Source organism: Larsenimonas rhizosphaerae, assembly GCF_026240105.1.
Lineage (GTDB): Bacteria > Pseudomonadota > Gammaproteobacteria > Pseudomonadales > Halomonadaceae > Larsenimonas > Larsenimonas rhizosphaerae.
Genome location: NZ_JAPIVE010000004.1, coordinates 397 through 24,904 on the forward strand (window position 1 = coordinate 397; position 24,508 = coordinate 24,904).

Annotated in this window: 23 protein-coding genes; 15 read left to right on the forward strand and 8 right to left on the reverse strand. The window is 55.8% G+C overall.

Features of this window, described 5'->3' with window-relative positions; all coding sequences use genetic code 11:
• Positions 1-424: 424 nt before the first annotated feature.
• Complete coding sequence (gene tyrS, locus OQ287_RS12590) at positions 425-1,630, reverse strand: tyrosine--tRNA ligase (RefSeq protein WP_265896676.1); 1,206 nt, start codon at positions 1,628-1,630, stop codon at positions 425-427.
• Positions 1,631-1,727: 97 nt separating this feature from the next.
• Here tyrS and OQ287_RS12595 point away from each other — a divergent pair, with 97 nt between their 5' ends.
• A complete protein-coding gene (locus tag OQ287_RS12595; RefSeq protein ID WP_265896677.1) occupies positions 1,728-2,861 on the forward strand; it encodes an anhydro-N-acetylmuramic acid kinase in 1,134 nt (377 codons plus the stop codon).
• 108 nt (positions 2,862-2,969) lie between these two features.
• Here OQ287_RS12595 and OQ287_RS12600 read toward each other — a convergent pair whose 3' ends face one another.
• Positions 2,970-3,971, reverse strand: coding sequence for a type IV pilus twitching motility protein PilT (locus OQ287_RS12600; protein WP_250938773.1), 1,002 nt, complete (start codon positions 3,969-3,971; stop codon positions 2,970-2,972).
• A 34-nt stretch (positions 3,972-4,005) separates the two neighbouring features.
• On the opposite strand from OQ287_RS12600, the gene OQ287_RS12605 reads away from it, so the two are divergent.
• From OQ287_RS12605 to OQ287_RS12635, 7 genes are all read left to right on the forward strand, one after another.
• The gene (locus OQ287_RS12605) at positions 4,006-4,704 is read left to right on the forward strand and encodes a YggS family pyridoxal phosphate-dependent enzyme (protein ID WP_250938749.1); all 699 of its coding nucleotides are present in this window, start codon (positions 4,006-4,008) and stop codon (positions 4,702-4,704) included.
• An 84-nt stretch (positions 4,705-4,788) separates the two neighbouring features.
• Positions 4,789-5,613, forward strand: a complete 825-nt coding sequence (gene proC, locus OQ287_RS12610; RefSeq protein WP_265896678.1) for a pyrroline-5-carboxylate reductase — start codon at positions 4,789-4,791, stop codon at positions 5,611-5,613.
• Positions 5,614-5,634: 21 nt separating this feature from the next.
• Positions 5,635-6,228: a YggT family protein gene (locus tag OQ287_RS12615; RefSeq protein ID WP_250938746.1), complete on the forward strand. Its 594-nt coding sequence runs from the start codon at positions 5,635-5,637 to the stop codon at positions 6,226-6,228.
• Positions 6,229-6,338: 110 nt separating this feature from the next.
• Positions 6,339-7,496, forward strand: a complete 1,158-nt coding sequence (metX, locus tag OQ287_RS12620) for a homoserine O-succinyltransferase MetX (protein WP_265896680.1) — start codon at positions 6,339-6,341, stop codon at positions 7,494-7,496.
• Positions 7,496-8,086, forward strand: a complete 591-nt coding sequence (gene metW / locus OQ287_RS12625; protein WP_250938740.1) for a methionine biosynthesis protein MetW — start codon at positions 7,496-7,498, stop codon at positions 8,084-8,086. The genes metX and metW overlap by 1 nt, the downstream gene beginning before the upstream one ends.
• 10 nt (positions 8,087-8,096) lie before the next feature.
• The gene (locus OQ287_RS12630) at positions 8,097-9,521 is read left to right on the forward strand and encodes a hypothetical protein (RefSeq protein WP_265896681.1); all 1,425 of its coding nucleotides are present in this window, start codon (positions 8,097-8,099) and stop codon (positions 9,519-9,521) included.
• 42 nt (positions 9,522-9,563) lie between these two features.
• Positions 9,564-9,977: an acyl-CoA thioesterase gene (locus OQ287_RS12635; protein WP_250938736.1), complete on the forward strand. Its 414-nt coding sequence runs from the start codon at positions 9,564-9,566 to the stop codon at positions 9,975-9,977.
• On the opposite strand, the gene sfsA is transcribed toward OQ287_RS12635, so the two are convergent.
• Positions 9,972-10,694 carry a DNA/RNA nuclease SfsA gene (gene sfsA / locus OQ287_RS12640; RefSeq protein ID WP_407658259.1) on the reverse strand — a complete coding sequence of 241 codons (723 nt, stop codon included), beginning with the start codon at positions 10,692-10,694 and terminating at the stop codon, positions 9,972-9,974. The two genes, OQ287_RS12635 and sfsA, sit on opposite strands and share 6 nt — an antisense overlap.
• Positions 10,695-10,945: 251 nt before the next feature.
• Between sfsA and dksA the strand changes: the two genes are divergently transcribed.
• The 7 genes from dksA (at position 10,946) to OQ287_RS12675 (ending at position 17,892) form a co-directional block, all read left to right on the forward strand.
• A complete protein-coding gene (gene dksA / locus OQ287_RS12645) occupies positions 10,946-11,380 on the forward strand; it encodes an RNA polymerase-binding protein DksA (protein ID WP_250938732.1) in 435 nt (144 codons plus the stop codon).
• A gap of 62 nt (positions 11,381-11,442) precedes the next feature.
• Positions 11,443-12,330 (forward strand): tRNA glutamyl-Q(34) synthetase GluQRS, encoded by an 888-nt coding sequence (gene gluQRS, locus OQ287_RS12650; RefSeq protein WP_265896683.1) that lies wholly within the window; start codon positions 11,443-11,445, stop codon positions 12,328-12,330.
• A 748-nt stretch (positions 12,331-13,078) separates the two neighbouring features.
• On the forward strand, positions 13,079-14,446 hold the full coding sequence (gene pcnB, locus OQ287_RS12655; protein WP_407658260.1) for a polynucleotide adenylyltransferase PcnB: 1,368 nt from the start codon (positions 13,079-13,081) through the stop codon (positions 14,444-14,446).
• Positions 14,446-14,925, forward strand: coding sequence for a 2-amino-4-hydroxy-6-hydroxymethyldihydropteridine diphosphokinase (folK, locus tag OQ287_RS12660; RefSeq protein ID WP_250938726.1), 480 nt, complete (start codon positions 14,446-14,448; stop codon positions 14,923-14,925). Before pcnB ends, folK begins: the two co-directional genes overlap by 1 nt.
• Positions 14,926-14,972: 47 nt before the next feature.
• Positions 14,973-15,764, forward strand: coding sequence for a 3-methyl-2-oxobutanoate hydroxymethyltransferase (gene panB, locus OQ287_RS12665; RefSeq protein ID WP_250938724.1), 792 nt, complete (start codon positions 14,973-14,975; stop codon positions 15,762-15,764).
• The gene (gene panC, locus OQ287_RS12670) at positions 15,764-16,612 is read left to right on the forward strand and encodes a pantoate--beta-alanine ligase (protein WP_265896684.1); all 849 of its coding nucleotides are present in this window, start codon (positions 15,764-15,766) and stop codon (positions 16,610-16,612) included. Before panB ends, panC begins: the two co-directional genes overlap by 1 nt.
• A gap of 104 nt (positions 16,613-16,716) precedes the next feature.
• Positions 16,717-17,892, forward strand: coding sequence for an acetyl-CoA C-acetyltransferase (locus OQ287_RS12675; protein ID WP_265896685.1), 1,176 nt, complete (start codon positions 16,717-16,719; stop codon positions 17,890-17,892).
• 74 nt (positions 17,893-17,966) lie between these two features.
• On the opposite strand, the gene pnp is transcribed toward OQ287_RS12675, so the two are convergent.
• From pnp to infB, 5 genes are all read right to left on the reverse strand, one after another.
• On the reverse strand, positions 17,967-20,087 hold the full coding sequence (gene pnp, locus OQ287_RS12680; protein ID WP_265896900.1) for a polyribonucleotide nucleotidyltransferase: 2,121 nt from the start codon (positions 20,085-20,087) through the stop codon (positions 17,967-17,969).
• Positions 20,088-20,297: 210 nt separating this feature from the next.
• Positions 20,298-20,567: a 30S ribosomal protein S15 gene (rpsO, locus tag OQ287_RS12685; protein WP_250938717.1), complete on the reverse strand. Its 270-nt coding sequence runs from the start codon at positions 20,565-20,567 to the stop codon at positions 20,298-20,300.
• Positions 20,568-20,648: 81 nt separating this feature from the next.
• A complete protein-coding gene (gene truB / locus OQ287_RS12690) occupies positions 20,649-21,569 on the reverse strand; it encodes a tRNA pseudouridine(55) synthase TruB (protein WP_265896686.1) in 921 nt (306 codons plus the stop codon).
• A complete protein-coding gene (gene rbfA, locus OQ287_RS12695; RefSeq protein WP_250938713.1) occupies positions 21,569-21,970 on the reverse strand; it encodes a 30S ribosome-binding factor RbfA in 402 nt (133 codons plus the stop codon). Before rbfA ends, truB begins: the two co-directional genes overlap by 1 nt.
• Positions 21,971-21,986: 16 nt before the next feature.
• Entirely contained in the window at positions 21,987-24,482 is a 2,496-nt protein-coding gene (infB, locus tag OQ287_RS12700; RefSeq protein WP_250938711.1) for a translation initiation factor IF-2, read from the reverse strand.
• Between the last annotated feature and the right edge of the window lie 26 nt (positions 24,483-24,508).

Sequence of the window (24,508 nt, forward strand, 5' to 3'; positions counted from 1 at the left end):
GCAGAGAAGCAGAGAAGCAGAGAAGCAGAGAAGCAGAGAAGCAGAGAAGCAGAGAAGCAGAGAAGCAGAGAAGCAGAGAAGCAGAGAAGCAGAGAAGCAGAGAAGCAGAGAAGCAGAGAAGCAGAGAAGCATCGTGGCCTGTCTGCTGTCCCATGATGTTAGCGCCCCCCGGCGTCCTTGCCTGTACAAGCCATCCTGGCTCAAGGGGGCGATTCACGCTAACAGGGTCCCTTCCTTGGGTAGCGGCGCGTCCTGCGCCCCCCTCTAACGTGATATCACTATATAGGAGATGTATTGTATCTGTCCAACTTTTTTTGCTTTTTCTATTACTGGCACACTTCAAAGCTGTACAAACACTTTATCCATGTTAACAAACTGTATGGAAGGTCACTGTTATCACCCCAAAGAGCGACCGCTTGCGGCTTCAACCATGGACCAGGGTGATACGTGCATACCGCTTTTTACCCGCCTGGAAGACTCTTGCCTGCCCATCGACGGCCAGCATCGTGCCCGCAGATACCTTTTCACCATCAATCCAGACACGCTGATTCTTCAGCATGTCCTTGGCCTGGGCACCATTACTGGCCAGACCGGCCTGATTGAGGATCATGGCAATCGGCGCTTCCTGCATATCAAGTTTCAGAGTGATGTCTTCAATATCATCGGGGATCTCACCTTCCGCCAGCTGATTACCACTGGACTTGTGTGCATTGGCGGCTGCCTCCTCACCATGGAAACGCGTCACCAGCTCCCGCGCCAGCTCCATCTTGACATCACGTGGGTTCGCACCACGCTCAACGCCATCCATGAGCTCACGCACTTCATCCATCGATTTCAGAGAAAGCAGTTCAAAATAACGCCACATTAAACTGTCGGGCATCGAAACCAGCTTGTTGAACATCTCCCCGGGCCGATCATTGATACCGACATAGTTACCCAGTGACTTGGACATTTTCTGGACACCGTCCAGCCCCTCAAGAATCGGCATGGTCAAAACAACCTGAGGCACCTGGCCAAAGTGCTTTTGCATCTCGCGACCCATGAGAAGGTTAAACTTCTGATCAGTCCCCCCCAGCTCTACATCTGCTTCAAGAGCCACCGAGTCGTACCCTTGTATAAGGGGGTACAGGAATTCATGAATGGAAATGGCCTGATTGCCCTTGTAGCGCTTTTCAAAGTCGTCACGCTCGAGCATACGGGCCACGGTCGATGTCGCCGCCAGCTCAATCATGTCCGATGCTGACAGCTTGCTCATCCACTCGGCATTGAAAACCACCGTGGTTTTTTCCGGATCCAGAATCTTGAAGACCTGCTCCTGATAAGTCAGTGCATTGGCCTTTACATCCTCTTCGGTCAGCGGCTTGCGTGTCACGTTCTTGCCGGTCGGGTCTCCGATACGGCCAGTGAAGTCCCCTATCAAAAACAGCACTTCGTGGCCCATATCCTGAAACTGACGCAGCTTGTTGATCAGCACCGTATGCCCCAGATGGAGGTCCGGAGCCGTAGGATCAAAACCGGCCTTGATGCGCAGCTTGCGCCCTGATGACAGCTTCTCGACCAGCTCGTCTTCGACAAGAATCTCATGCGCTCCGCGCTTGATAATCGATAATGCTTCCGCGACATCCACCATGACTGACGGCTCTCTTCGTAGGTGAGGTTATGCAATCCTTCGGGATCACTATAAAGTGGCGCGATCATACCATGGGCAATAGACGGGATTCATGATCATGCCTGCCACCATTTCCGGCCTGTTTGTGGGCCTGATGTCCGGTACCAGCCTGGACGGCATTGATGCTGCTCTGATTCGCTGTACCGATCAGCGAATTACCTTCATTGATGCCCGCGCGTGCCCCATGCCGGACACTCTGAAAGACGAGTTACTGGCCCTGTGCCATGCACGTTCGGTCGAATTCGACCAGCTGGCCTCGGCAGAACACGCCTTTTGTGTACTGCAGTCAGAACTGGTGAATCAGCTTCTGAAAGGCAACGGCTATACCACTGATGATATTGTGGCCATCGGCAGCCATGGCCAGACCATAGAGCATCAACCGGAACTGTCCACGCCTTATACCTTTCAGCTGGATAATCCGAGCCTGTTAAGCGAATTGACAGGATGTGATGTGGTGGGGGATTTCAGGCGACGAGATCTGGCCGCTGGCGGACAGGCCGCACCGCTGGCCCCGGCGTTCCATCAGGCGATCTTTCAGGATGCACAGTGCTGGCGCGTGGCTCTGAACCTGGGTGGATTTGCCAACATTACTCTCCTTCCACCGACAGAGAGCGGTATCAGTATCACTGGATTTGATACAGGCCCGGCCAATGTCCTCAGTGACTATTGGTTCCACCAGCATAATGAAGGCAACTATGATGCTTCGGGCTACTGGGCTCGCAGCGGCACTCCCCACCAGGCCCTGCTGGAATCCATGCTGGCAGACCCCTTCTTTGCACGAACCGCCCCGAAGAGCACAGGCCGGGAATACTTCAACCCTGACTGGCTCGGCAATCATCTGGCAGCGCACCCGGCCACCCCGGAAGATGTTCAGGCCACCCTGATAGAGCTGACCGCCCGCACAATCGCCGATGCCGTACGCGACGCCCTGCCTGATACGGCATGCGGCGATGTTGATGTCATCCCCTGCGGGGGTGGTGCCCACAATGGGTACCTACTTGAACGGCTGGCATGTCACCTTGCTCCGGTGCGCCTGCGTGACTGCACTGATTTTGGCTGGTCGGCTGACTGGATGGAAGCGGGCGCCTTTGCCTGGCTTGCATGGCGACGCGTCAATTGCCTGCCCGGCAACCTGCCGGAAGTAACCGGCGCGCGAGGCCCCCGAGTGCTGGGCGGGCTCTACCGCCGGTAAGCAGATGACTGCCCTGCCTGCTCGGTCGCCTTTTCCTGGCGGCCGGCAGCACTTGATGGCACGGGGTGAACGACGAACAGTCTCCACCCTACCTAAACATATCGCGGGTCAGCGATCGTAAACAATCAGCCCATCAGTACGTAGTCGATTAACGGCATGTTCCATGGTCTGCATGCCGACTGCCGTGCCGGTTTGAATCGCGGAGTAGATCTGGGCGACCTTGTCCTCTCGAATCAAATTGCGAATGGCCGGGGTAGCCACCAGCACTTCGTGCGCAGCGATCCGCCCTCCCCCCACTTTCTTGAGCAACTGCTGCGACACGATGCCCTGAATGGATTCAGACAGCATCGAACGTACTACGGACTTCTCGTCGCCAGGAAAGACATCAACGATGCGATCAATGGTTTTGGCTGCAGAGGTGGTATGCAGCGTCGCAAATACTACATGACCGGTTTCCGCAGCAGTCAGGGCCAGGCGAATGGTTTCAAGGTCGCGCAATTCACCTACCAGAATGACATCCGGATCTTCCCTGAGAGCGGAGCGCAGGGCGGATGCCATGGTATGGGTATCACGACCTACCTCGCGCTGAGTTACCAGACAGCGGGCCGGAGTGTGAACGAATTCGATCGGATCCTCTATCGTCAGGATATGCTCATAACGCTGACGGTTGATGGCATCCAGCATGGCTGCAAGCGTGGTGCTCTTGCCTGACCCGGTAGGCCCTGTCACAAGTACAAGCCCTCGTTTGAGCGCCGCAAGCTGTCTGAACACATCAGGCAACCCCAGCTCATCCAGATTCGGAACCTGGTCTGGAATAGCGCGAAACACCGCAGCAGCCCCCCGATCCTGCTGAAAAACGTTGGCACGAAAGCGTGCAACACCGGGGATCGCAAAGGAAAAGTCAACTTCATGCTCGGTTTCAAACACGCTGCGCTGCTGCTTACTCATGATGGCGTTGATCAATTCAATGACCTGACGATCATCCAGTGCAGGTACATTGATCCGCCGAATATCCCCATCAACTCGAATGATTGGGGGCAAACCGGCGGACAGGTGTAAATCCGAGGCGTTCTGTTGTGCCGAAAATGCCAGCAGTTCTGTAATATCCATGGTTTCTCGCCAACTATCCGTATCTGGGGTCGTCATGTCAGGACACACTGTGCAGGACAATATCGTCGCGGTACGCGGGCGACTTGAATCCGCGTTGCAAAAGGCCGGACGGACGCCGGGATCAGCCAGCCTGCTGGCGGTGAGCAAGAAAAAGCCGGCCGAGGATGTACAGGCTGCCTACGAGGCCGGACAGCGGTCCTTTGGAGAAAACTACCTGCAGGAAGCGCTCGACAAGCAGCAGGCCCTGTCAATGCTCGACATAACATGGCACTTCATCGGCGCCGTTCAGTCCAACAAGACACGCGAAATAGCCGAGCACTTCGATTGGTGCCATACCGTGGACCGGCTGAAGACTGCTCGCAGATTGAGTGAGCAACGGCCAGACCACCTGCCGCCCCTCAATGTCTGTCTGCAGGTCAATATCAGCCGGCAGGAGTCGAAATCCGGCGCGGCTCCTGAAGAGGTCGAGACCCTGGCAGCAGAGATTGCCACCCTGCCCGGACTCTCCTTTCGTGGCCTGATGGCCATTCCGGCACCCACCGTGTCGTTCAACGAACAACGCCTGCCCTTCAGAGCACTGCGTGAACTACTGGACACATTACGCATCAACCATCCTGATCAACCGCTGGATACGTTATCCATGGGAATGAGCGATGATATCGATGCCGCCATTACAGAAGGATCAACGCTGGTACGAGTCGGCACGGCCATTTTTGGTGCCCGGGCAAGCTGATCAGCGCGACGGGCATGCCAAGCACCCCGTTTCACGTTAAGGTAGCCGCCATCACTGATCATTCATGAACAGACAGGAGCATGCATGGCACATCAACACATTGCGTTCATCGGCGCAGGCAACATGGCCAGCGCCATTTTCGGCGGCCTGATCGACGGTGGTTTTCCCGCCGATCATATTATTGCCGCCTGCCCGGATGCCGACCTGCTTGACGCCGTCGCCAAACGCTACGGCGTCAAGACCACAATCGATAATGCCGAAGCGATCCGTCAGGCCGATGTCGTGGTACTGGCAGTCAAGCCACAGATAATGAAATCAGTCTGCGAGCCACTGAAGAGTCAGCTCAAGGATGGCCCGTTGTTCATCTCGGTAGCTGCCGGACTCAAGGTGGATACGCTGGATCACTGGCTCGGTGGTGGACAATCCATCATTCGCTGCATGCCCAATACACCGTCACTGGTTGGTGCCGGCGCATCAGGCCTTTATGGCAATGCACGGGTTACTGACACACACCGCACAACGGCCACCGAGCTGATGCAGGCAGTAGGTATTGTTGAGTGGGTCGAGGAAGAATCCCTGCTGGATGCCGTTACTGCCGTCTCCGGCAGCGGGCCGGCATACTTCTTTTTGATGATCGAGGCACTTGAAGAAGCCGGCGTCAATCGTGGGCTCCCCCTGGAAACCGCACGGCGCCTGGCCATTCAAACCGCTTATGGAGCGTCGAAAATGGCGAGCCAGAGCGAGCAGGACCCCGCCCAGCTCAAGCGCAACGTCATGTCGCCGAAAGGAACGACAGAGCAGGCCATCTTCAGCTTTGAAAACGCCGGCATCAAGGCCATCTTTGATGATGCCACGCGGGCATGCAGCGACAGGGCCAGTGAAATGTCCGACGAGTTCGGAAAAATCTAAATTACGTAACGGAGCCACACCATGGGGACAACCCTGGGAAATACCGGCCTGATGCTGGTAAACACGCTGATCGGCGTTTACATGTTCGTTCTGATGCTGCGCTTTCTGCTGCATTTTTCGAAAGCGGACTACTTTAACCCCATTAGCCAGGGGGTGGTAAAAGCCACCTCACCTCTGGTTAATCCGCTACAGAAAATCATTCGCCCGATCGGTGGCATTGATATCGCCACCCTGGTAGTCGGGCTGATCTTCAAGGCACTGGGAATCATTCTGGTGCTATGGATTGCCGGCGCCGGCATGCCGGCCCTGCCCAGCCTGTTGATCGGCGCGCTTGCGGGAGTACTCAATGCCATTTTGAAGATCTACTTCTTCGCGATGATTATCCTGATCATCCTGAGCTGGGTTGCACCGCAGGCCAATCATCCTGGCGCCCTGCTGGTCTTCCAGATCACGGAGCCGGTCATGGCACCGCTGCGGCGTGTCATCCCGCCGCTTGGTCCGCTGGACCTCAGCCCGATCGTGCTGTTTTTGATCATCAATCTTCTTGATAGCCTGGTCGTCAATGCCCTGGCCCGTGCCGCCGGTTATCCGGTAGGTGCACTGATCGGTTTTTAACCCGCCTGATCAGCCCGGCTCCCAGCCGGGCTGATCGATATGCTACATTGTCCTGCCCTGGCGCACGTCTTTCCTGCTGCGCTACTGATTCAACCGGAACAGACGCAACAATGCCTGATACGATGCCCTCGACTTCGGTAGGGTTGGTGACGCCCCGCACCGAAACGTTTGAGACGCCGCTGGCCCTGGCCTGCGGCAAGGAGCTGCCCGGCTTCGAACTGGTGTATGAAACCTATGGCGAACTCAATGCAGATGCCAGTAATGCCGTACTGGTTTGCCATGCCCTGTCCGGCCATCATCACGCTGCCGGCTATCATGACCTCGAAGATCGAAAACCCGGCTGGTGGGATGCCTATATCGGCCCGGGCAAAAGCATCGATACTCGTCGTTTCTTCGTGGTCTGCGTCAACAATCTCGGCGGGTGTCACGGGTCGACCGGGCCACAAAGCATCAATCCGGCCACGGGGCAGAACTGGGGGCCGGCCTTTCCACTGGTGACCGTGGAAGACTGGGTACATAGCCAGGCCATGCTGGCTGATCGCCTGGGCATCGAGCGCTTCGCCGCTATAGTGGGTGGAAGCCTTGGCGGGATGCAGGTGCTTCAATGGGCCATCACCTATCCGGACCGGCTGGCCAATGCTGCCGTCATTGCCGCAACGCCCAAACTGTCCGCACAGAATATTGCCTTTAATGAAGTGGCACGACAGGCTATTCGCTCCGACCCGGACTTTCATGATGGCTGGTATGAGCAGCACGGCACGCTACCAAAGCGCGGCCTGAAGCTGGCTCGCATGATTGGTCATATCACCTATTTGTCTGAACATTCCATGGGGACTCGGTTTGGCAGGGACCTGCGGACCGATAGCCTGAATTATGGCTACGACGTCGAGTTTGAAGTGGAATCGTACCTGCGTTATCAGGGCGATGCATTTTCGACACGCTTCGACGCCAATACCTATCTATTAATGACCAAGGCTCTGGATTACTTCGATCCAGCCAGCCTTCACCAGGGCGATCTCTCAAAGGCCATGGCACATACTCGCTGTCCGTTTCTCATCGTCAGCTTTACCACCGACTGGCGCTTTGCCCCGGCACGCTCCCGAGAGCTGGCCAATGCCCTGTTGCGGGCAAAACGGCCGGTGAGTTATGCCAATATCGACTCCCCCTTTGGCCACGATGCCTTTCTACTTCCCAATGACCGTTATGAAGCGGTGTTCACCGCATTCATGACCAGGGCCTATCACGACATGACACGGAGAGCCGCCTGATGCGTGCCGATTTTGCTCAAATCATGCGGTGGGTACCTGAACAAGCACATGTACTGGACCTGGGGTGCGGGGATGGCATGCTCCTTGACACCCTGAGCCGCGACAAGCACATCACCGGATATGGCCTGGAAATTGATCCGGAAGGTATTACTGCCTGTCTAGCGCGTGGCGTAGATGTCATGGAGCAGGACCTTGATGGTGGTCTGGACAACATCGGGGATGATGCCTTTGACGTTGTGATCATGACTCAGGCGCTCCAGGTTCTGCGACGACCGGATCTGATGCTCGATGAAATGCTTCGGGTAGCCCGTGAGTGCATTATTGCCTTCCCCAACTTTGCCTATTGGCGCCACCGCCTCTATCTGGGACTGAACGGGCGCATGCCGGTATCTCGCGCACTGCCTCATGAATGGTACGACACACCAAACATTCACCTGTCGACCTTCAAGGACTTCAGACGGCTATGTGATCAGCAGGGGCATCGCATCATTGACCAGGCCGTCGGCAACGGCCATCACCAGACGCACTGGAGTGCCGAGCGCTGGCCCAATCTGTTCGGCCAGACGGCCATCTTCCGCATCCAACGCTGACCGGGCCCCCATGACCGAACTACGCGCCACGCTTGATGATGTCATTCACACACTGCAAAGCGGCACCGGATCATTTGAACGCCTCATTGCATGCGCAGGCCCGCCCCTGTCCGGGCTGGTTGAGCGCACCTGCCCGGAGGCATCGGATACGACCCGGGAACTTGTTGTTCAGGACATATTCTGTCTGGTACACAAAAACCTCGGACGCCAGCCTGCAAGCGAATGGTCAGGCCATGACTGGATAATGCTGGTGGCTGTCAGGCGCATCAATAACTACCTGGACAGCATAGACTCTACCGCAATGGCCCAGTGGGTAGATCGTATCGAACAGGCCATCGAGCAGTGGCTACCCATTCAAGGCGCCCCTCGCTATCCGGTACACACACCACATGCAGCGACAGGCGACTGCCAGACCCTGTGCCATCATCTGGAAATATCTCCCGCTTCGAATGTACCAGCCATGCTCGATCAGTGCCTTGCAACACGGATCAGGGATATACCCCTGCCCTCGGAGGCAATCGAACGGGTCATGCAGGAGATTGATCGCCATCGTCCGGTCAGGCATGGGGCTGCCCCCATGGAAGAACCGGCGTTCAAATCCCTGTCGGATCCCTCGCTTGCAAAGGCAACACAGAGAGCACGCTGGCAGTATCACATTCGCGACATATTCAGGCAGCGGGTAGGCGAGCCTGCCGAAGACGCCCTGTTCAATCTCTGGTACCGGCACCGCAACAGGCGGCAACGGCTTGAAGCCATGGGACTACCGCGTCGAAGTGTGGAAAAGACCATGGGATCAAGGCTGTCGGTCAGCATCGTTCCAGGCCAGCTGGTACAGTCCATCTCCTTCCCCGACAAGACAGAACGCCGACGATTTGCAAACCGGTTCATCTGGGACGGGGACTGGGATACGCGCCTGTCAGAGCCCCGTACCGGTCGGCAGTTTCAGTTTATCTACGACATCTGGCGGCACCGGGCAGATCTGACGCAAAGCCTTACTCTGGCGGACTACCAGGCGCGTATCGATCAGGGCCGTCCCTTACGCTCGACACACAAGGGCATCCTGCTGGATAGCCGGGAGCGAATCCTGACTTACCTGCACGTTTATCGCTTCTATCTGGAAGACATGGCCTGCTTTGGTCTGGATGCTCACCAGGGCAAGGATGCCATCGGCGTTGCCGTAACCCGCCATGGTCAACTGACCAAGATCAACAAGGGTCTGCATCGCATCGCCATGGCACAGGTACTCGAACTGGCAGAAATACAGGTTCAGGTGCGCAGTGTTCATCGCGGCTGGTGGCAGCAGGTAACCGAGCATCTTCCTGGCAGCAGAGCCCTTGACCAGGTGGGTCAGGCACTTCAGAAAACCCTGCCGGCAACGCACCCGCCCTCAGAGCATTTTTCGCGTGAAAAATGGCGCAGAAAGCATCAGCGCTAGTCAGGTATAACAGACAGAACCTGCCAACACAGGAGAGCAGTAATGAACTTTCACACTCGCAAGTGGATCAAGCCGGAAGACCTTAATCCCAACGGCACTCTTTTCGGGGGCAGCCTGCTGCGCTGGATCGACGAAGAAGCCGCAATCTACGCCGTCATTCAGCTTGATAACCCTCGGGTAGTGACCAAATACATGTCCGAGATCAACTTTCTTTCCAGCGCTCGGGAAGGCGATATCATCGAACTGGGCATTACAGCCACCCACTTTGGGCGGACATCGCTGCGACTGCGCTGTGAAGTGCGCAACAAGATCACACGGAAAAGCATTCTGACCATTAGCGATATCGTTTTCGTCAACATGGGCGCTGACGGTCTACCTGCCCCGCACGGCAAAACCGAAATCACCTACGCAAGCGACCGGTTTGATGACGAGCCGGATAATCAGCCAGCGTCATGACATCGCAACGCTCAGCGGGCGATCACACAGGGTAAGCGGTCCATCAAACCGGCAGCCGTAGGCCAGCACGTGCACACCGCTTTCTACCGCACGATCCAGTGCCAGCCCATAGCCTGCATCGATGTGACGAGCCGGACACACGACCCGCACATCATCACGAGCCACACAGAACAGCAGCACGGCGACTCCTCCCTGGCGAGCCCACCCTGTCAGTGCCTCCAGGTGCCTCTGTCCGCGGCGCGTCACCGAGGATGGAAAGTATCCGCGCCCATCCTCTTCTCGTAATGTGACCTGCTTGACCTCCATGAAAAGAGAAGGCTCATCGGGCAGGCTCACACAAAAGTCGATTCTGGAATCATCAAGCTGTACTTCTCGTCTGATTATCGTATCGGCTGGGGAGCATGCATTGTATGGTAAAGGAAGGGTGATACGGCCCGCCTTCAGGCTCTCGGCAACCAGCGCATTGGCACGGCCGGTATGCACCGAGGCCACTGCGCCGCCGGGCAGTTCGACGCGCTCCCATGTCCAGGCAAGCTTGCGTGCAGGATTGTCACTGGCAGATACCCATACACGAGCACCTGGGCGGTCGAGACTTCGCATGGATCCGGTATTCGGACAGTGTGCCGTGATGGCCCGGCCATCCCATAGCACGATATCAGCCAGAAATCGCTTGTAGCGTTTGACCAGTCGGCCTTCAATCAATCCATTCAAATACACGTTTTATTTACTCTGATCCATAAAAAACGGCCAGGTGTTAACGCCACCCGGACACTTGAGAATTTCTACGCTGTGTCAAAATCGCATTATTCTTAACAAGGCCCGCCATGAAGCGGTTTCATGCACTACTGAGCAGAACGGGCAAACGAAAAGTATTGCATACGGCTTGAAAATACGCTAAATAGCTCTACCTTTCGTGGGCCACCCACCATGCCTGGCGGTCGAAGTCATTACAAGCAAGAGGCAGTCCCATGGCAGTAGCTGAAAACCCAGACAGTTTGAAATCCTTTACGCCCTATGAAGAAGCACCGGGCGAGGAGTACATGAACGAAAAGCAGCTCGCGCACTTTCGCCAGATCCTGTCCAACTGGAAACAGGAATTGATGGAAGAAGTGGACCGCACCGTTCAGCACCTGCAGGAAGAAGCAAATAATCACGCTGACCCTGCAGACCGTGCCACTCAGGAAGAAAGTTTCAGTCTTGAATTGAGAGCCCGTGATCGTGAGCGCAAGCTGCTCAAGAAGATCAATCAGACCATCGATAACATCGACGAAGATGATTATGGCTTCTGCGATGCCTGTGGTGTCGAAATAGGCATCCGCCGCCTGGAGGCTCGTCCAACAGCAACGCTTTGCGTGGATTGCAAGACGCTGGCTGAGCTCAAGGAACGCCAACTCGGCAGCTGATGCTGCAGCCTTTCCTGCGCCGCGCCATCTGCGGCGCTGACCTGTCCGCCGGATATTTCGCCATGTCAGGCTATGTTGGCCGGTTTGCGCCTACGCCTTCCGGTCCTCTCCACTTTGGTTCACTGACTACCGCTCTGGCCAGCTGGCTGGATGCGCGTGCTGTCGACGGGCAGTGGCATGTCCGCATTGAAGACATCGACCCTCCCCGCTGCCCTCCCGGTACAGATACTCTCGTCCTTAAACAGCTTGAAGCATTCGGGCTTGTCTGGGATGGACCGGTCACCTGGCAACACGACCACGGTGAACGCTATGAAGCCTTTCTGAACACCCTGGTGGAAAGCGGTCATGCCTACCCCTGTGGTTGCTCCAGGAAGGAATGGCAGGCTTACGGGGTCTATCCTGGCTGGTGTCGTCATACACCGCGCCATCCCGAGCGTTCATCTGCCTGGCGTCTTGACGTGACAAGCGGTCCATCGACCATATGCTGGAATGACCGACGTCTGGGGAAGCAACAATGGCCACTTGAACCACTCGGGGATGTTGTTCTGAAGCGCCGTGATGGCCTGTGGGCCTATCAGCTCGCCGTCGTGATCGATGATGCCGAACAGGGAATCACCGATGTTGTACGTGGCGTGGACCTACTCGACAACACGCCCTGGCAGCACCTCCTTCACGACCTTGCCGGCTATACCCCACCCCGAATGCTGCACCTGCCACTAATGCTCACCCCCGAGGGCCAGAAACTGTCCAAGCAAAACCTCGCACCGGCGCTTGATACTCGAAGGGATGCACCACGAAGCATTCTACACCAGGCACTGATGGCACTTGGACAGAAGCCCCCGGAGGAATTGATGGATGCTCCAGTAGTCGACCAGCTCGCCCATGCCAGGGCTCACTGGCGCATCAGCCGACTACCGGGCTGCAATGTAACGGCACGTTCAACAACGTAGACCATTGTCTCAGTTTCACAGGCCGGTCAACAGGTTACCCTATACACCACATCGATCGCGCACCAATTTGGCACACACCAGTAGTTCGATGTTCACTTTTGGCGCGCAAGAAAACCCTGCAACAGCTTTAATGCCATCAAATTGATACCGCATTCAAAGCACATAAAAACAAATTACTGTTTTAAAAGAAAAAAATAAAAACTGGCATCACGCATGCAAGTTATAAGGTGAATACGAAGACCGACAGCCATTCGGTGCATAACAAAAACAACGCCACCACTGGCACGGAATAACCAATAACAACAATTTATTCCGATGATACGACAGGCAAAACAATAACAACTCTTTGCCACACAAACGTATGACATAAACAATAACAAGATAGAATCGGTCAAGTAACACGGCGCCGTGAGCACGGGAAAACAATAACAAGGCCCCGGCCAACGGCTACTTCGATCCAACAACAAGAAACGAAGGTAGAAAGGCATCTGCCGTGGTGCATGGAAGATTGTTTTGAATACGAGACGGTCATTGGTCGCCGTCACAAGTACAAGAACGGTGGACTCACCCCCTTGTGACCGTGGTGCGTATTCAGGGCATTAAGCCATCATTAGAAAAATATGAGCAAAGCGCATTCAAGGGAGGCATCGCCTCCCTTTTTCCTGCCTGCAATATAAGTAAATCCTGTAAATACCTTGTGCTTTGCAATACCCGGTCGCTTCGTTACACTTGGCCTATTCATTTACCCATGTTTAAAAGCCTTCAAGGTGGCCCACAGCGTTTGAATACCCCAACTTCTTCACCCCACATTGCTTCTCCCCGGATCCTGACGCGAGACGAGCACTCCCTGTCGCGCCGCATGATCAATGAAAGCGCACTCAAGGTCCTGTACCGGCTTAACCGCGCAGGATTTGAAGCTTACCTGGTGGGTGGCTGTGTACGTGACTCCCTGCTGGGCAAGCAGCCAAAGGACTTTGATGTGGCGACCAATGCCACGCCGGAAGAGGTCAACGATCTTTTCCGCAATGCTCGTATCATTGGCCGCCGCTTCAGGATCGTGCATGTACGCTTTGGCAGGGAAATCATCGAGGTAACCACCTTCCGGGGCCAGCATGGTGACGCCGAGGACAGCCCGCATGCCCAGCAAAGCGATGCCGGCCTGCTGCTGCGTGATAACGTGTGGGGCAGCGTGGATCAGGATGCCATACGTCGTGACTTCACCATCAATGCCCTGTACTACAATATTGACGATTTCTCGATTCATGACTGGGCTAATGGGCTGGATGATCTCGACAACCGTCTTGTTCGGATGATCGGTGATCCGGAAACACGCTATCGAGAAGACCCGGTGAGAATGCTCAGGGCAGCCAGGTTTTCAGCCAAGCTGGATTTCGACATCGAGGAAAGTACACGCGAGCCGATTCTTGAGCTCGCGCCCCTGCTGCTCCAGATCCCGCCGGCGCGCCTGTTTGAGGAAGTGCTCAAACTGTTTCTATCAGGGCAGGCCCTTGCCACCTACGACGTCCTGCGCGAACTCAACCTGTTTCCGATGCTTTTCCCGCCGACGGCGGAATCCTTCGAGCATCTCCCTTGGGCGGATCGCCTGATTCGTCAGGCTCTCGAAAATACCGACACACGCATCAGGGAAGACAAGCCGGTTACGCCGGCCTTCCTTTACGGTGCATTCCTGTGGCCGGCAGTTCAGCTCGAAGCCCAGCGGCTGGAAGATGAGGGTGTGCCAGTCATGCCGGCCTTCCAGCAGGCTTCTCAGCAGGTCATTCACAGACAGCTGCAACATACCTCGATTCCCAAACGATTCAGCTTCCCGATGCGCGACATCTGGGAACTTCAGCATCGATTGCCACGTCGCAAGGGCAAGCACGCCTTTCAGTCACGCGAGCATCCTCGTTTTAGGGCGGCGTATGATTTTCTGCTGTTACGCGAGCAGGCAGGCGAACTTGAGCCAGGCCTTGGCCAATGGTGGACGGATTTCCAGGTAGCCTCCGAACAGCAGCAACGCGAAATGATAGAAGCCGTGTCAGGACAGGCACCCTCTTCAGTCAAGGCGCCACGACGGCCACGTCGCAGAAAGCGGCGCACACCCCCGACCTCATGATGGCCACAGCCTTCATCGGCCTCGGAAGTAACCTGGGAGAGCCGGCAAACCAGCTCACTCAGGCCTTTCAGGCCTTGAACCGCATTCCCTTGACCCGACTTACAGAAACTTCACCGCTGTATCGCAGCGCTCCGGTAGGCCCACAGGATCAGCCCGACTTTGTCAATGCAGCGGCCACTCTCGTTACCCGACTGTCTCCCCTGGCGCTGCTTGATCAGCTTCAGGCCATAGAACAGGCACATAGACGGGTCCGGGCGCGCCACTGGGGCCCCAGAACGCTTGATCTTGACCTGCTCTGGTTTGAACATCAGTACATGACTCACCCCCGCCTGCGCCTTCCGCACCCCGAGATGGTGCACCGCGCCTTCGTCATGATCCCGCTGGCAGATATAGCCCCGACCCTCATGATTGATGGGGAGACCGCACGTAGAAGAGCAGATAACTTCCCCCATCAGGATGTATCGTTACTGATAGAATAACGCCACACATCCAGCGCGCTTTTTATCCGTTCATATCGAGAGATCTCATGAAGAACGTGACCTTGTCTACCCTGCAGAAACATCGACAGGAAGGCAGCATCTTCAGTTGCCTGACCGCTTACGATGCCACTCTGGCAACACTCGCGAGCCAGGCCGGCATTCATGTCCTGTTAATCGGCGACTCCCTCGGCATGGTGCTTCAGGGGCATGACAGCACGGTTCCAGTCACCATGCAGGACATGATTTATCATACTCGCTGCGTGGCCCGCGCCAATACGACGAGCCTTGTCATGGCAGATATCCCCTTCATGGCACACGCTACTACCGAGGATTTGCTGCACCACAGTGCACAACTGATGCAGGCAGGGGCACATATGGTCAAGGTAGAAGGAGAAGGCTGGCTCGCCGACGGAATTCAGGCCCTGACACAACGAGGCATACCTGTTTGCGCCCATATGGGCCTGACGCCGCAAAGCGTCAATGCCTTTGGCGGTTACAGGGTTCAGGGACGCAGTGATGAAGCAGCCCACCGAATGATCAGCGATGCCAGACACCTGGTATCGGCCGGAGCAGCCGTCATTTTGCTGGAGTGCGTGCCTCGCCAGGTGGCACTGGCGCTACGCGAGGAAGTCAACGTACCGGTTATCGGCATCGGTGCCGGCCCGGACGTCGATGGGCAGATACTGGTCATGCACGATATGCTGGGCGCCACTACCGGCCGCATGCCACGTTTCGTCAAGAACTTCATGACCGAGGCATCATCCATTCAGGAAGCATTCGAAGCCTATCATCTTGCCGTCACCGAGCGTCGATTTCCCGCCGAGGAGCATTGTTTCTAATGCAACAATTCAATGACATCGCCAGCCTGCGTGAAACGCTTCAACATGCACGACGCCAGGGTCAACGAATTGCCCTGGTACCGACCATGGGTAATCTGCATGAAGGCCATCTGACCCTGATAGCCGCAGCACGTGCAGAAGCAGACCTAGTGGTTGCTTCCATCTTTGTCAATCCGACACAGTTTGGTCCGGGCGAAGATTTCGATCGCTATCCACGAACCCTTGAAGAAGACTGCCTGAAACTGATGAGTGCCGGTTGTGATGTGGTATTTGCGCCCACGCCTGCCACCATGTATCCCCATGGAACAGAGCATTTGAGCCACGTTCATGTTCCGGCGGTTTCGGAGGGCCTTTGCGGCGCGAGACGTCCCGGCCACTTTGACGGCGTATCCACCGTGGTCAGCCTGCTGCTTCATATCGTACAACCGGATATTGCCTGCTTCGGTGAAAAGGATTACCAACAACTGGCCGTCATTCGAAAAATGGTCATGGACCTTCATATGCCAGTCACGATTGTTGGAGTCCCCATCGTGCGTGAACCCAGTGGACTCGCGTTGTCCTCCCGCAACCAGTATCTGACCGCAGATGAAAGGAAGGTTGCTCCAGGCCTTGCCGCCGTACTACGTGATGTCAAAAGAACACTGGAAAATGGGGGCGACATCTCAACGGCCATCGATCAGGGACAGCAAGCGCTGGTTACCAGAGGATTCCGACCAGACTACCTCGAACTTCGTGAGGCCATCAAACTCACACCTGTAACCGACTCAACTCACAACGCCGTACTGCTGGTTGCCGCCTACCTGGGGCAGACACGACTTCTGGATAATACAGCCGTTACCCTGTCCTGAGATTCTCCGTCCTCCGAAGTGGTTTGATTGGAAAATCAAACTATGCTCATAAAAGCGCCGGCAGTCGCCGGCTTTCATGACGCATTACCGTGAGGAGCCTTCCTATGCAAGACGTGGTGATTGTTGCCGCCAAACGAACCGCCGTCGGCGCATTCAATGGGTCGTTGGCTGGCGTATCCGCTGTCGATCTGGGTGCACGAGTCATTCAACAGTTACTGCAGGATACCGGTGTGTCTCCCGAAGCAGTCAGCGAAGTTCTGATGGGGCAGGTACTTACAGCCGGCTGTGGCCAGAACCCGGCCAGGCAGGCTGCCATCAAGGGTGGTCTGCCTGTTTCCGTACCCGCCATGACCATCAACAAGGTATGCGGATCGGGCCTCAAGGCACTTCATCTGGCAACACAGGCCATCCGCTGCGGGGATGCTGACCTTGTGATTGCAGGGGGGCAGGAAAACATGTCCCTTTCTCCGCATATCCTTCCTCATTCGCGCACCGGGCAGCGCATGGGACACTGGTCCGCCATCGATACCATGATTCAGGACGGTCTATGGGATGCCTTCAATGATATTCACATGGGCATCACCGCTGAAAATCTGGCCGAAAAATATGGCATCAGCCGTGAAGACCAGGACGCCTTTGCCTTCGCATCGCAGGAGAAGGCCAAAGAGGCCATCGCCAGTGGCGCTTTCAAGGATGAAATAGTCCCGTTCGAGATCCCTCAACGCAAGGGTGATCCGCTTGTCTTTGACACCGATGAAAACCCCAGAGCAGTAACCCTTGAAAAGCTGGCCGGCATGCGCCCTGCCTTTAAAAAGGACGGCACGGTAACGGCCGGTAACGCATCCGCACTCAATGATGGCGCGGCGGCTGTCATGCTGTGTTCTGAAAGCAAGGCTCGGGAGCTGGGCCTTGAGCCTCTGGCACGCATTGCCGGTTATGCCAACTCAGGGGTGGATCCTGCAACCATGGGCTTTGGACCAGTCCCGGCGACGCAAAAGTGCCTTGAAAAGGCCGGCTGGAATATTGGCGAGCTTGATCTGATCGAGGCCAATGAAGCATTTGCCGCACAAGCCATCAGCGTAAATCGGGCACTTGAATGGGATACCGGAAAGGTAAACGTTAATGGTGGCGCAATTGCATTGGGCCATCCGATCGGTGCTTCCGGCTGCCGCATTTTCGTGACATTGCTTCACGCCATGCTGAAACGCGACGCCAAAAAGGGATTGGCAACACTATGCATCGGTGGCGGGCAGGGGGTCGCTCTGGCAATCGAGCGTTGATCTACTTTAACCCTGTCTATGGCTTCAGACATGAAAAACCCCGCCGAAGCGGGGTTTTTTAACAGTAAAAGCAATTAGAGAGACGCTTCAAAAGCAGCCTTTTCTTCTGCTTCTACTTCCTTGATGGACAGTTTTACACGTCCGCGGTTATCGATATCAAGCACCTTGACGGTAACCTCATCCCCTTCGTTCAGGAAGTCACGCACATCGTTGACGCGCTCCTGTACGATCTGGGAGATATGTACAAGGCCATCCGTGCCCGGCATGAAGTTGACGAACGCACCAAAGTCAGCGATACGAACAACCTTGCCGCGATACAGCTTGTTGATCTCTGCTTCGGCAGTGACTGCGGTTACTGAATCAACCGCCTTTTTCATACCTTCCTTGGTGTCCGCGTAGATCCGTACGGTGCCATCATCATCGATATCAATGGAAGCGCCTGTCTGATCACAGATCTGGCGAATGGTCGCCCCACCCTTGCCGATGACATCACGAATCTTTTCAGGATCAATCTTGATCGTCGACATGGCCGGTGCGTTATCGGACAGTTCAGTTCGGCTCTGGGAGATGACGTTATTCATCTCGCCCAGAATATGCTGACGGGCATTGAAAGCCTGCTCAAGAGCGATCTCCATGATCTCCTCATTGATGCCTTCAATCTTGATGTCCATCTGCAGCGCGGTCACGCCCTTCGCTGAACCTGCCACCTTGAAGTCCATGTCACCCAGATGATCTTCGTCACCCAGGATATCGGTCAGTACGGCAAACTTGCCATCATCATCCTTGACCAGACCCATTGCTATACCAGCCACCGGTGCCTTGAGCGGAACGCCAGCATCCATCAGAGCCAGTGAAGAACCACAGACGGATGCCATGGAGCTTGAACCATTGGACTCAGTGATCTCGGATACAACACGGATCGCATAAGGGAAGTCTTCGGCGGTCGGCAGCATGGATACCACACCACGCTTGGCCAGACGGCCATGACCGATTTCGCGACGCTTGGGTGATCCCATGAAGCCCGCTTCACCCACACTGTAGGGAGGGAAGTTGTAATGCAACATGAACCGCTCATGCATTTCACCAGCCAATCCTTCGATCAGCTGTGAATCACGCGTCGTCCCGAGCGTCGTCGTGACGATGGCCTGGGTTTCACCACGAGTAAAGATTGCCGAACCGTGCGTTCCCGGAAGAAGGCCAACCTGGATATCCAGCGGACGAACCGTCTTGTTGTCACGCCCATCAATACGCGGCTCGCCATCGATGACCCGGCGACGAACCAGTTTTTTCTCTAGTTTGGCAAAGGCGCCGCTGACATCTTCACTGCTGTAGCTGGTCTCGGATTCACCACTGAGTTGCTCAAGTGCACGTGCCTTGAGATCAGACAGCGCGTCCTGACGCTGCATCTTGTCAGTGATGCGATAGGCCTTGCCAATACCATCGGCAAACCCAAGTTCGATCGCATCCTTGAGAGAATCATTTTCCTTGACCGGCTCCCAGCCCCATGAAGGCTTGCCGGCTTCCCTGGCGAGTTCGTCGATGGCCTGGATAACCGTCTGCATCTCTTCGTGTGCGAAAAGAACGCCACCCAGCATCTGGTCTTCGCTCAGCTCGGACGCCTCGGACTCCACCATCAGCACGGCATTACGCGTACCTGCAACAACCATGTCCAGATCAGATGATGCCAGGTCTTCATTGCTGGGGTTGAGGAAATACCCTTTCTCTTCGGTAAAACCAACACGAGCCGCCCCGATGGGGCCCTTGAACGGCGCACCCGAAATGCTGAGTGCGGCCGAGGTGCCGATCAGCGCTGCAATATCAGGATCGCGGTTCTTCTCGGCAGACAGAACCGTACATACGACCTGCACTTCATTCAAAAAGCCCTTGGGAAACAGCGGACGGATCGGGCGATCGATCAACCGCGATGTCAGTGTCTCCTTTTCGGTAGGACGCCCTTCACGCTTGAAGAAGCCACCCGGGATCTTGCCAACGGAATAGGTTTTTTCCTGATAATGTACGGACAGTGGGAAAAACCCCTGACCCGGCTTGGCTTCCTTCTTGGCAACGACCGTACACAGTACAACCGTTTCACCTACCGTAACGACCACACTACCAGTGGCCTGACGCGCAATACGCCCTGTTTCCAGGGTGACTTTTGTATCGCCGTATTGAAAACTTTTAGTTACCGGATTCACCATGAATTCCTTCGATGTCGATTTAAATCGCGTTGTCTATTTTCACTTGAATGCTCATGTTCATCTTAAGAGCTAATGATGCACCTGTCACTGATATCCTCAGACAGGTAGCCATCATGTGAAGTTGCGCGATCAGGACAAGATCATGTCCATAAAAAAACAGGCAACCCCAAGGGGTTGCCTGTCTGAAACATGCGCTTCGGAACCGTCTTAACGACGCAGGCCCAAACGCTGGATCAACTGCTGATAGCGGTCAAAGTCCTTCCCTTTCACATAATCAAGCAGCTTGCGGCGCTGGTTGACCATGCGAATCAGACCACGGCGGGAATGATGATCCTGCTTGTGATCCTTGAAGTGACCCTGCAGACCGGCAATGTTGGCGGTCAGCAGCGCTACCTGTACTTCTGAAGAACCGGTGTCATTTTCAGACGCGCCGAATTCCTTGACGATTTCAGCTTTCTGTTCAGCTGTAAGAGCCATGATTACTTCCTCTAATATGCATTTTGCATAAATGTTGGAGACCACGCATATTTGCAGTCTCCCCGTACACGCAGAGCACCTTCAGGTACTTTCTGCCGTGTTTACAAGCCGCTTGGGTGCCAGACGCCCCGTGGGTTCTACCAGCGCAATCCCGAGCAGCCGATGTTCATCATACACGCGAACAGGGTCATCATCGACAACCGAAGTCCGGTTTTGAAGCATGACACCCTGGCCCTGCTGAAAGCGAGCAGACTGATCAGCATCAAGCATCACTCGAGGGAGATGCTCTATCAGCACGTCCATCGGCAGCAGGCAGGCCATGCGCTCGCTGTCACCAAGGTTTTCCAGATGTTCCAACGTAACCATGCCAGAGGCATCGAACGGTCCGGTACGAAGTCTGCGAAGCGCATCCAGGTGCGCACCACATCCGAGAACTTCGCCGATATCCATGGCCAGCGTGCGAACATAGGTACCCTTGCTACATGTCACATCCAGCGAAAAGCCGGTCGGTCCTGCATCAAAGGGCCTGCTATGATAAACGCTAACCGAGCGGGGTGCACGCTTGATCTCGCGCCCTTCACGAGCAAGCTCATAAAGAGGCCGCCCCTGATACTTCAGGGCTGAAAACATCGGTGGAACCTGCTCGATTTCACCGGTGAATTGCGCTACTGCGGCATCAATGCTGGCCGGCTCAAGCAGGGGAACAGGCCGCTCCTGAATAACCTGCCCTTCAGCATCACCCGTATCGGTACATTGCCCCAGCCTGAGGGAGGCAATATAGCGCTTGTCTGCATCCAGCAAATAGGATGCAAACTTGGTCGCCTCACCCAACAGGACAGGCAATAGCCCGGTAGCCATCGGATCCAGCGTTCCGGTATGGCCCGCCTTCTGCGCCCCAAACAAACCACGCGCCTTTTGCAGCGCGCGGTTTGAACTCATGCCGGAAGGCTTGTCGAGCAACAGGACACCGTCAATCGGCTTGCCCTTTCGGCGCCGAGCCATTACGGAGATTCTTCCTGTACATCATCGTCATCACGATGGCGATCACGATCAGAAGCCACTGCTTCGTTGATCAGCGATGAAAGCTGCTGACCCCGAGCGATGCTTTCATCGTAATGGAAACGAAGCTCGGGCACATGGCGCAATGACATGCGACGTGCCAGCTGAGAGCGAAGAAAGCCTGCAGCATGCTTAAGAATCTGCATGTTCTCACGAATGACCACAGGATCATCCTGCCCCAGCACCGTGACATATACTTCGGCATACGCCATGTCACGGCTGACACTTGCATTACTGACCGTCACCATGCCCAGCCGAGGGTCTTTCACCTCGCGCTGGATAAGAACAGCCAGTTCCTGCTGAATCTGCTCGGCCACCCGGTCGGTACGACTAAACTCTCGCATCGGTTACTCCCGCGCCTTACAGCGTACGTTCGACCTTGATTTGATCAAAGACCTCGATCTTGTCGCCGACCTGAACGTCGTTATAGTTCTTGACGCCAATGCCGCACTCCATACCGTTACGCACTTCGCTTGCGTCATCCTTGAAGCGGCGCAGGGACTCGAGCTCGCCTTCGTAGATAACCACGTTTTCACGTAGAACGCGGATGCGCTTGTTACGGTACACGCTACCTTCAACCACCATGCAACCGGCCACGGCGCCAATCTTCGGTGCGCGGAAGACATCACGTACTTCTGCGATGCCCACGATCTCTTCCTTCCACTCCGGCGCCAGCATGCCGCTCATGGCCTGCTTGACTTCATCGATCAACTGATAAATGACGCTGTAGTAGCGAAGGTCCAGACCATCACGCTCGACCACGACGCGTGCTGCAGCATCGGCACGGACGTTGAAGCCAACAACGATGGCATCACTGGCAACGGCCAGGTTGGCATCGGTCTCGGTAATACCACCGACACCAGAGGACACAACAGAGACCTTGACCTCATCGGTTGACAGCTCTTCGAGCGCACTGCGAATGGCTTCAAGTGAACCCTGTACGTCAGCCTTGAGAACGATATTGACCTTGGCCACTTCGTCCTGACCCATCTGACTGAACATGTTCTCAAGCTTGGCCTTCTGCTGGCGTGCCAAACGAACATCGCGGTATTTGCCCTGACGGAAGTTGGCGACTTCACGCGCTTTCTTCTCATCGGGAACCACGAGAAATTCATCACCGGCACCTGGCGTACCATCCAGACCCAGTATTTCTACCGGCATGGAAGGACCGACCTTGTCGACCTGCTTGCCAAGCTCATTGACCAGCGCACGAACACGCCCGTAATGAAGGCCGGCCAGCACGATATCGCCCTTCGACAGGGTACCGTTTTGTACCAGCACGGTGGCTACAGGACCACGGCCACGGTCAAGGCGAGACTCGACCACGACACCCTTGGCAGGTGCATTCGGCACCGCATTGAGCTCGAGCACTTCAGAGACAAGCAGCACGGCTTCCAGCAGCGAGTCGATCCCTTCACCTGTCTTGGCAGAGACATGGACAAACTGCGTATCGCCGCCCCACTCTTCTGAAATGACACCACGCTGCGACAGCTCATTCTTGACGCGATCAGGATCAGCGCCGGGCTTGTCAATCTTGTTGACTGCCACGACCAGAGGCACTTCGGCTGCCTTGGCGTGCTCAATCGCCTCTACTGTCTGCGGCATGACACCATCATCAGCGGCCACAACCAGGATAACGACGTCCGTCGCCTTGGCACCACGTGCACGCATGGCAGTAAATGCCGCGTGTCCGGGAGTATCAAGGAATGTGATATCACCGGAATCATGCTCGACATGATAGGCGCCGATATGCTGAGTGATGCCTCCAGCCTCACCGGTAGCAACCTTGGCACGACGAATATAATCAAGCAGTGACGTCTTGCCGTGATCAACGTGCCCCATCACCGTTACAACCGGTGCGCGGGTCACGGAGTCGCCATCATAGGAAATGGTCTGAATCATTTCCGTTTCAAGCGCATCTTCCTTGACCAGTTTCGGCGTATGGCCCATTTCTTCCACAACAATCGCAGCAGTATCCTGATCGATGGTCTGGTTGATGGTAACCACTGCACCCATGGTGAACATGGTCTTGATGACTTCGTTGGCCTTGATGGCCATCTTGTCAGCCAGTTCAGCCACGCTGATGGACTCGGGAATGGCAACTTCCCTTACAATTGACTGAGTCGGACGCTGGAAGCCATGAGCATTGTCACCACGACCGCCACGGCGGGCACCACGACGCTCTGCACGCTTGACCTTCTTGCCACCGCCACGCTTGCGCTCCTGACGGTCGCCACGATCTTCTTCATCGTCACGACCACCACGACGACTGCCTGTCTTGCGGGCCGTATTATCGTTACGCTTGCGGCGGTCACCACGACCTTCCTTGGGCGGTGCATCTGCACCCCCTTCAGTCGGCGCGGGAGCCTCTTCACCCGAGGCCAGGGCTGCTTCCACATCGACTGGTGCGGAGGTGTCAGCCGGCGCCGTTACAGGCTTGGCCTGCTCGGCTGCTGGTGCTTCAGAAGCCGGTGCGGCAACCTGGGCAGCAGGCGCGGCCTGAGCGGAGGCTGCAGCCGGTGCATCCTGAGCAGGAGTTTCCTCCGGCTGCTCATCTTCGCGTTTGACGTAAGTACGCTTCTTGCGAACCTGTACTTCGATTGTCTTGTTACCACGGCCATCACCAGTACGAATCCGGCTCTTGGTCTTGCGCGTCATCGTGATGCGGTTCTTGCCGCGTCCCGGACTGCCACCGTGGTTTTTTGTCAGATGGTCAAGCAGCTTCTGTTTGTCTTCTTCAGAAACCACATCACCCTCGGATTTATGGGGAAGCCCCGCTTCACCCATCTGTTCAAGCAGACGATCGACCTCACGGCCTACCTTGCCTGCAAATTCCTTAACCGTTGTTTCCGCCATTGCGACCCTCCTGAGCCCGTGTCCTG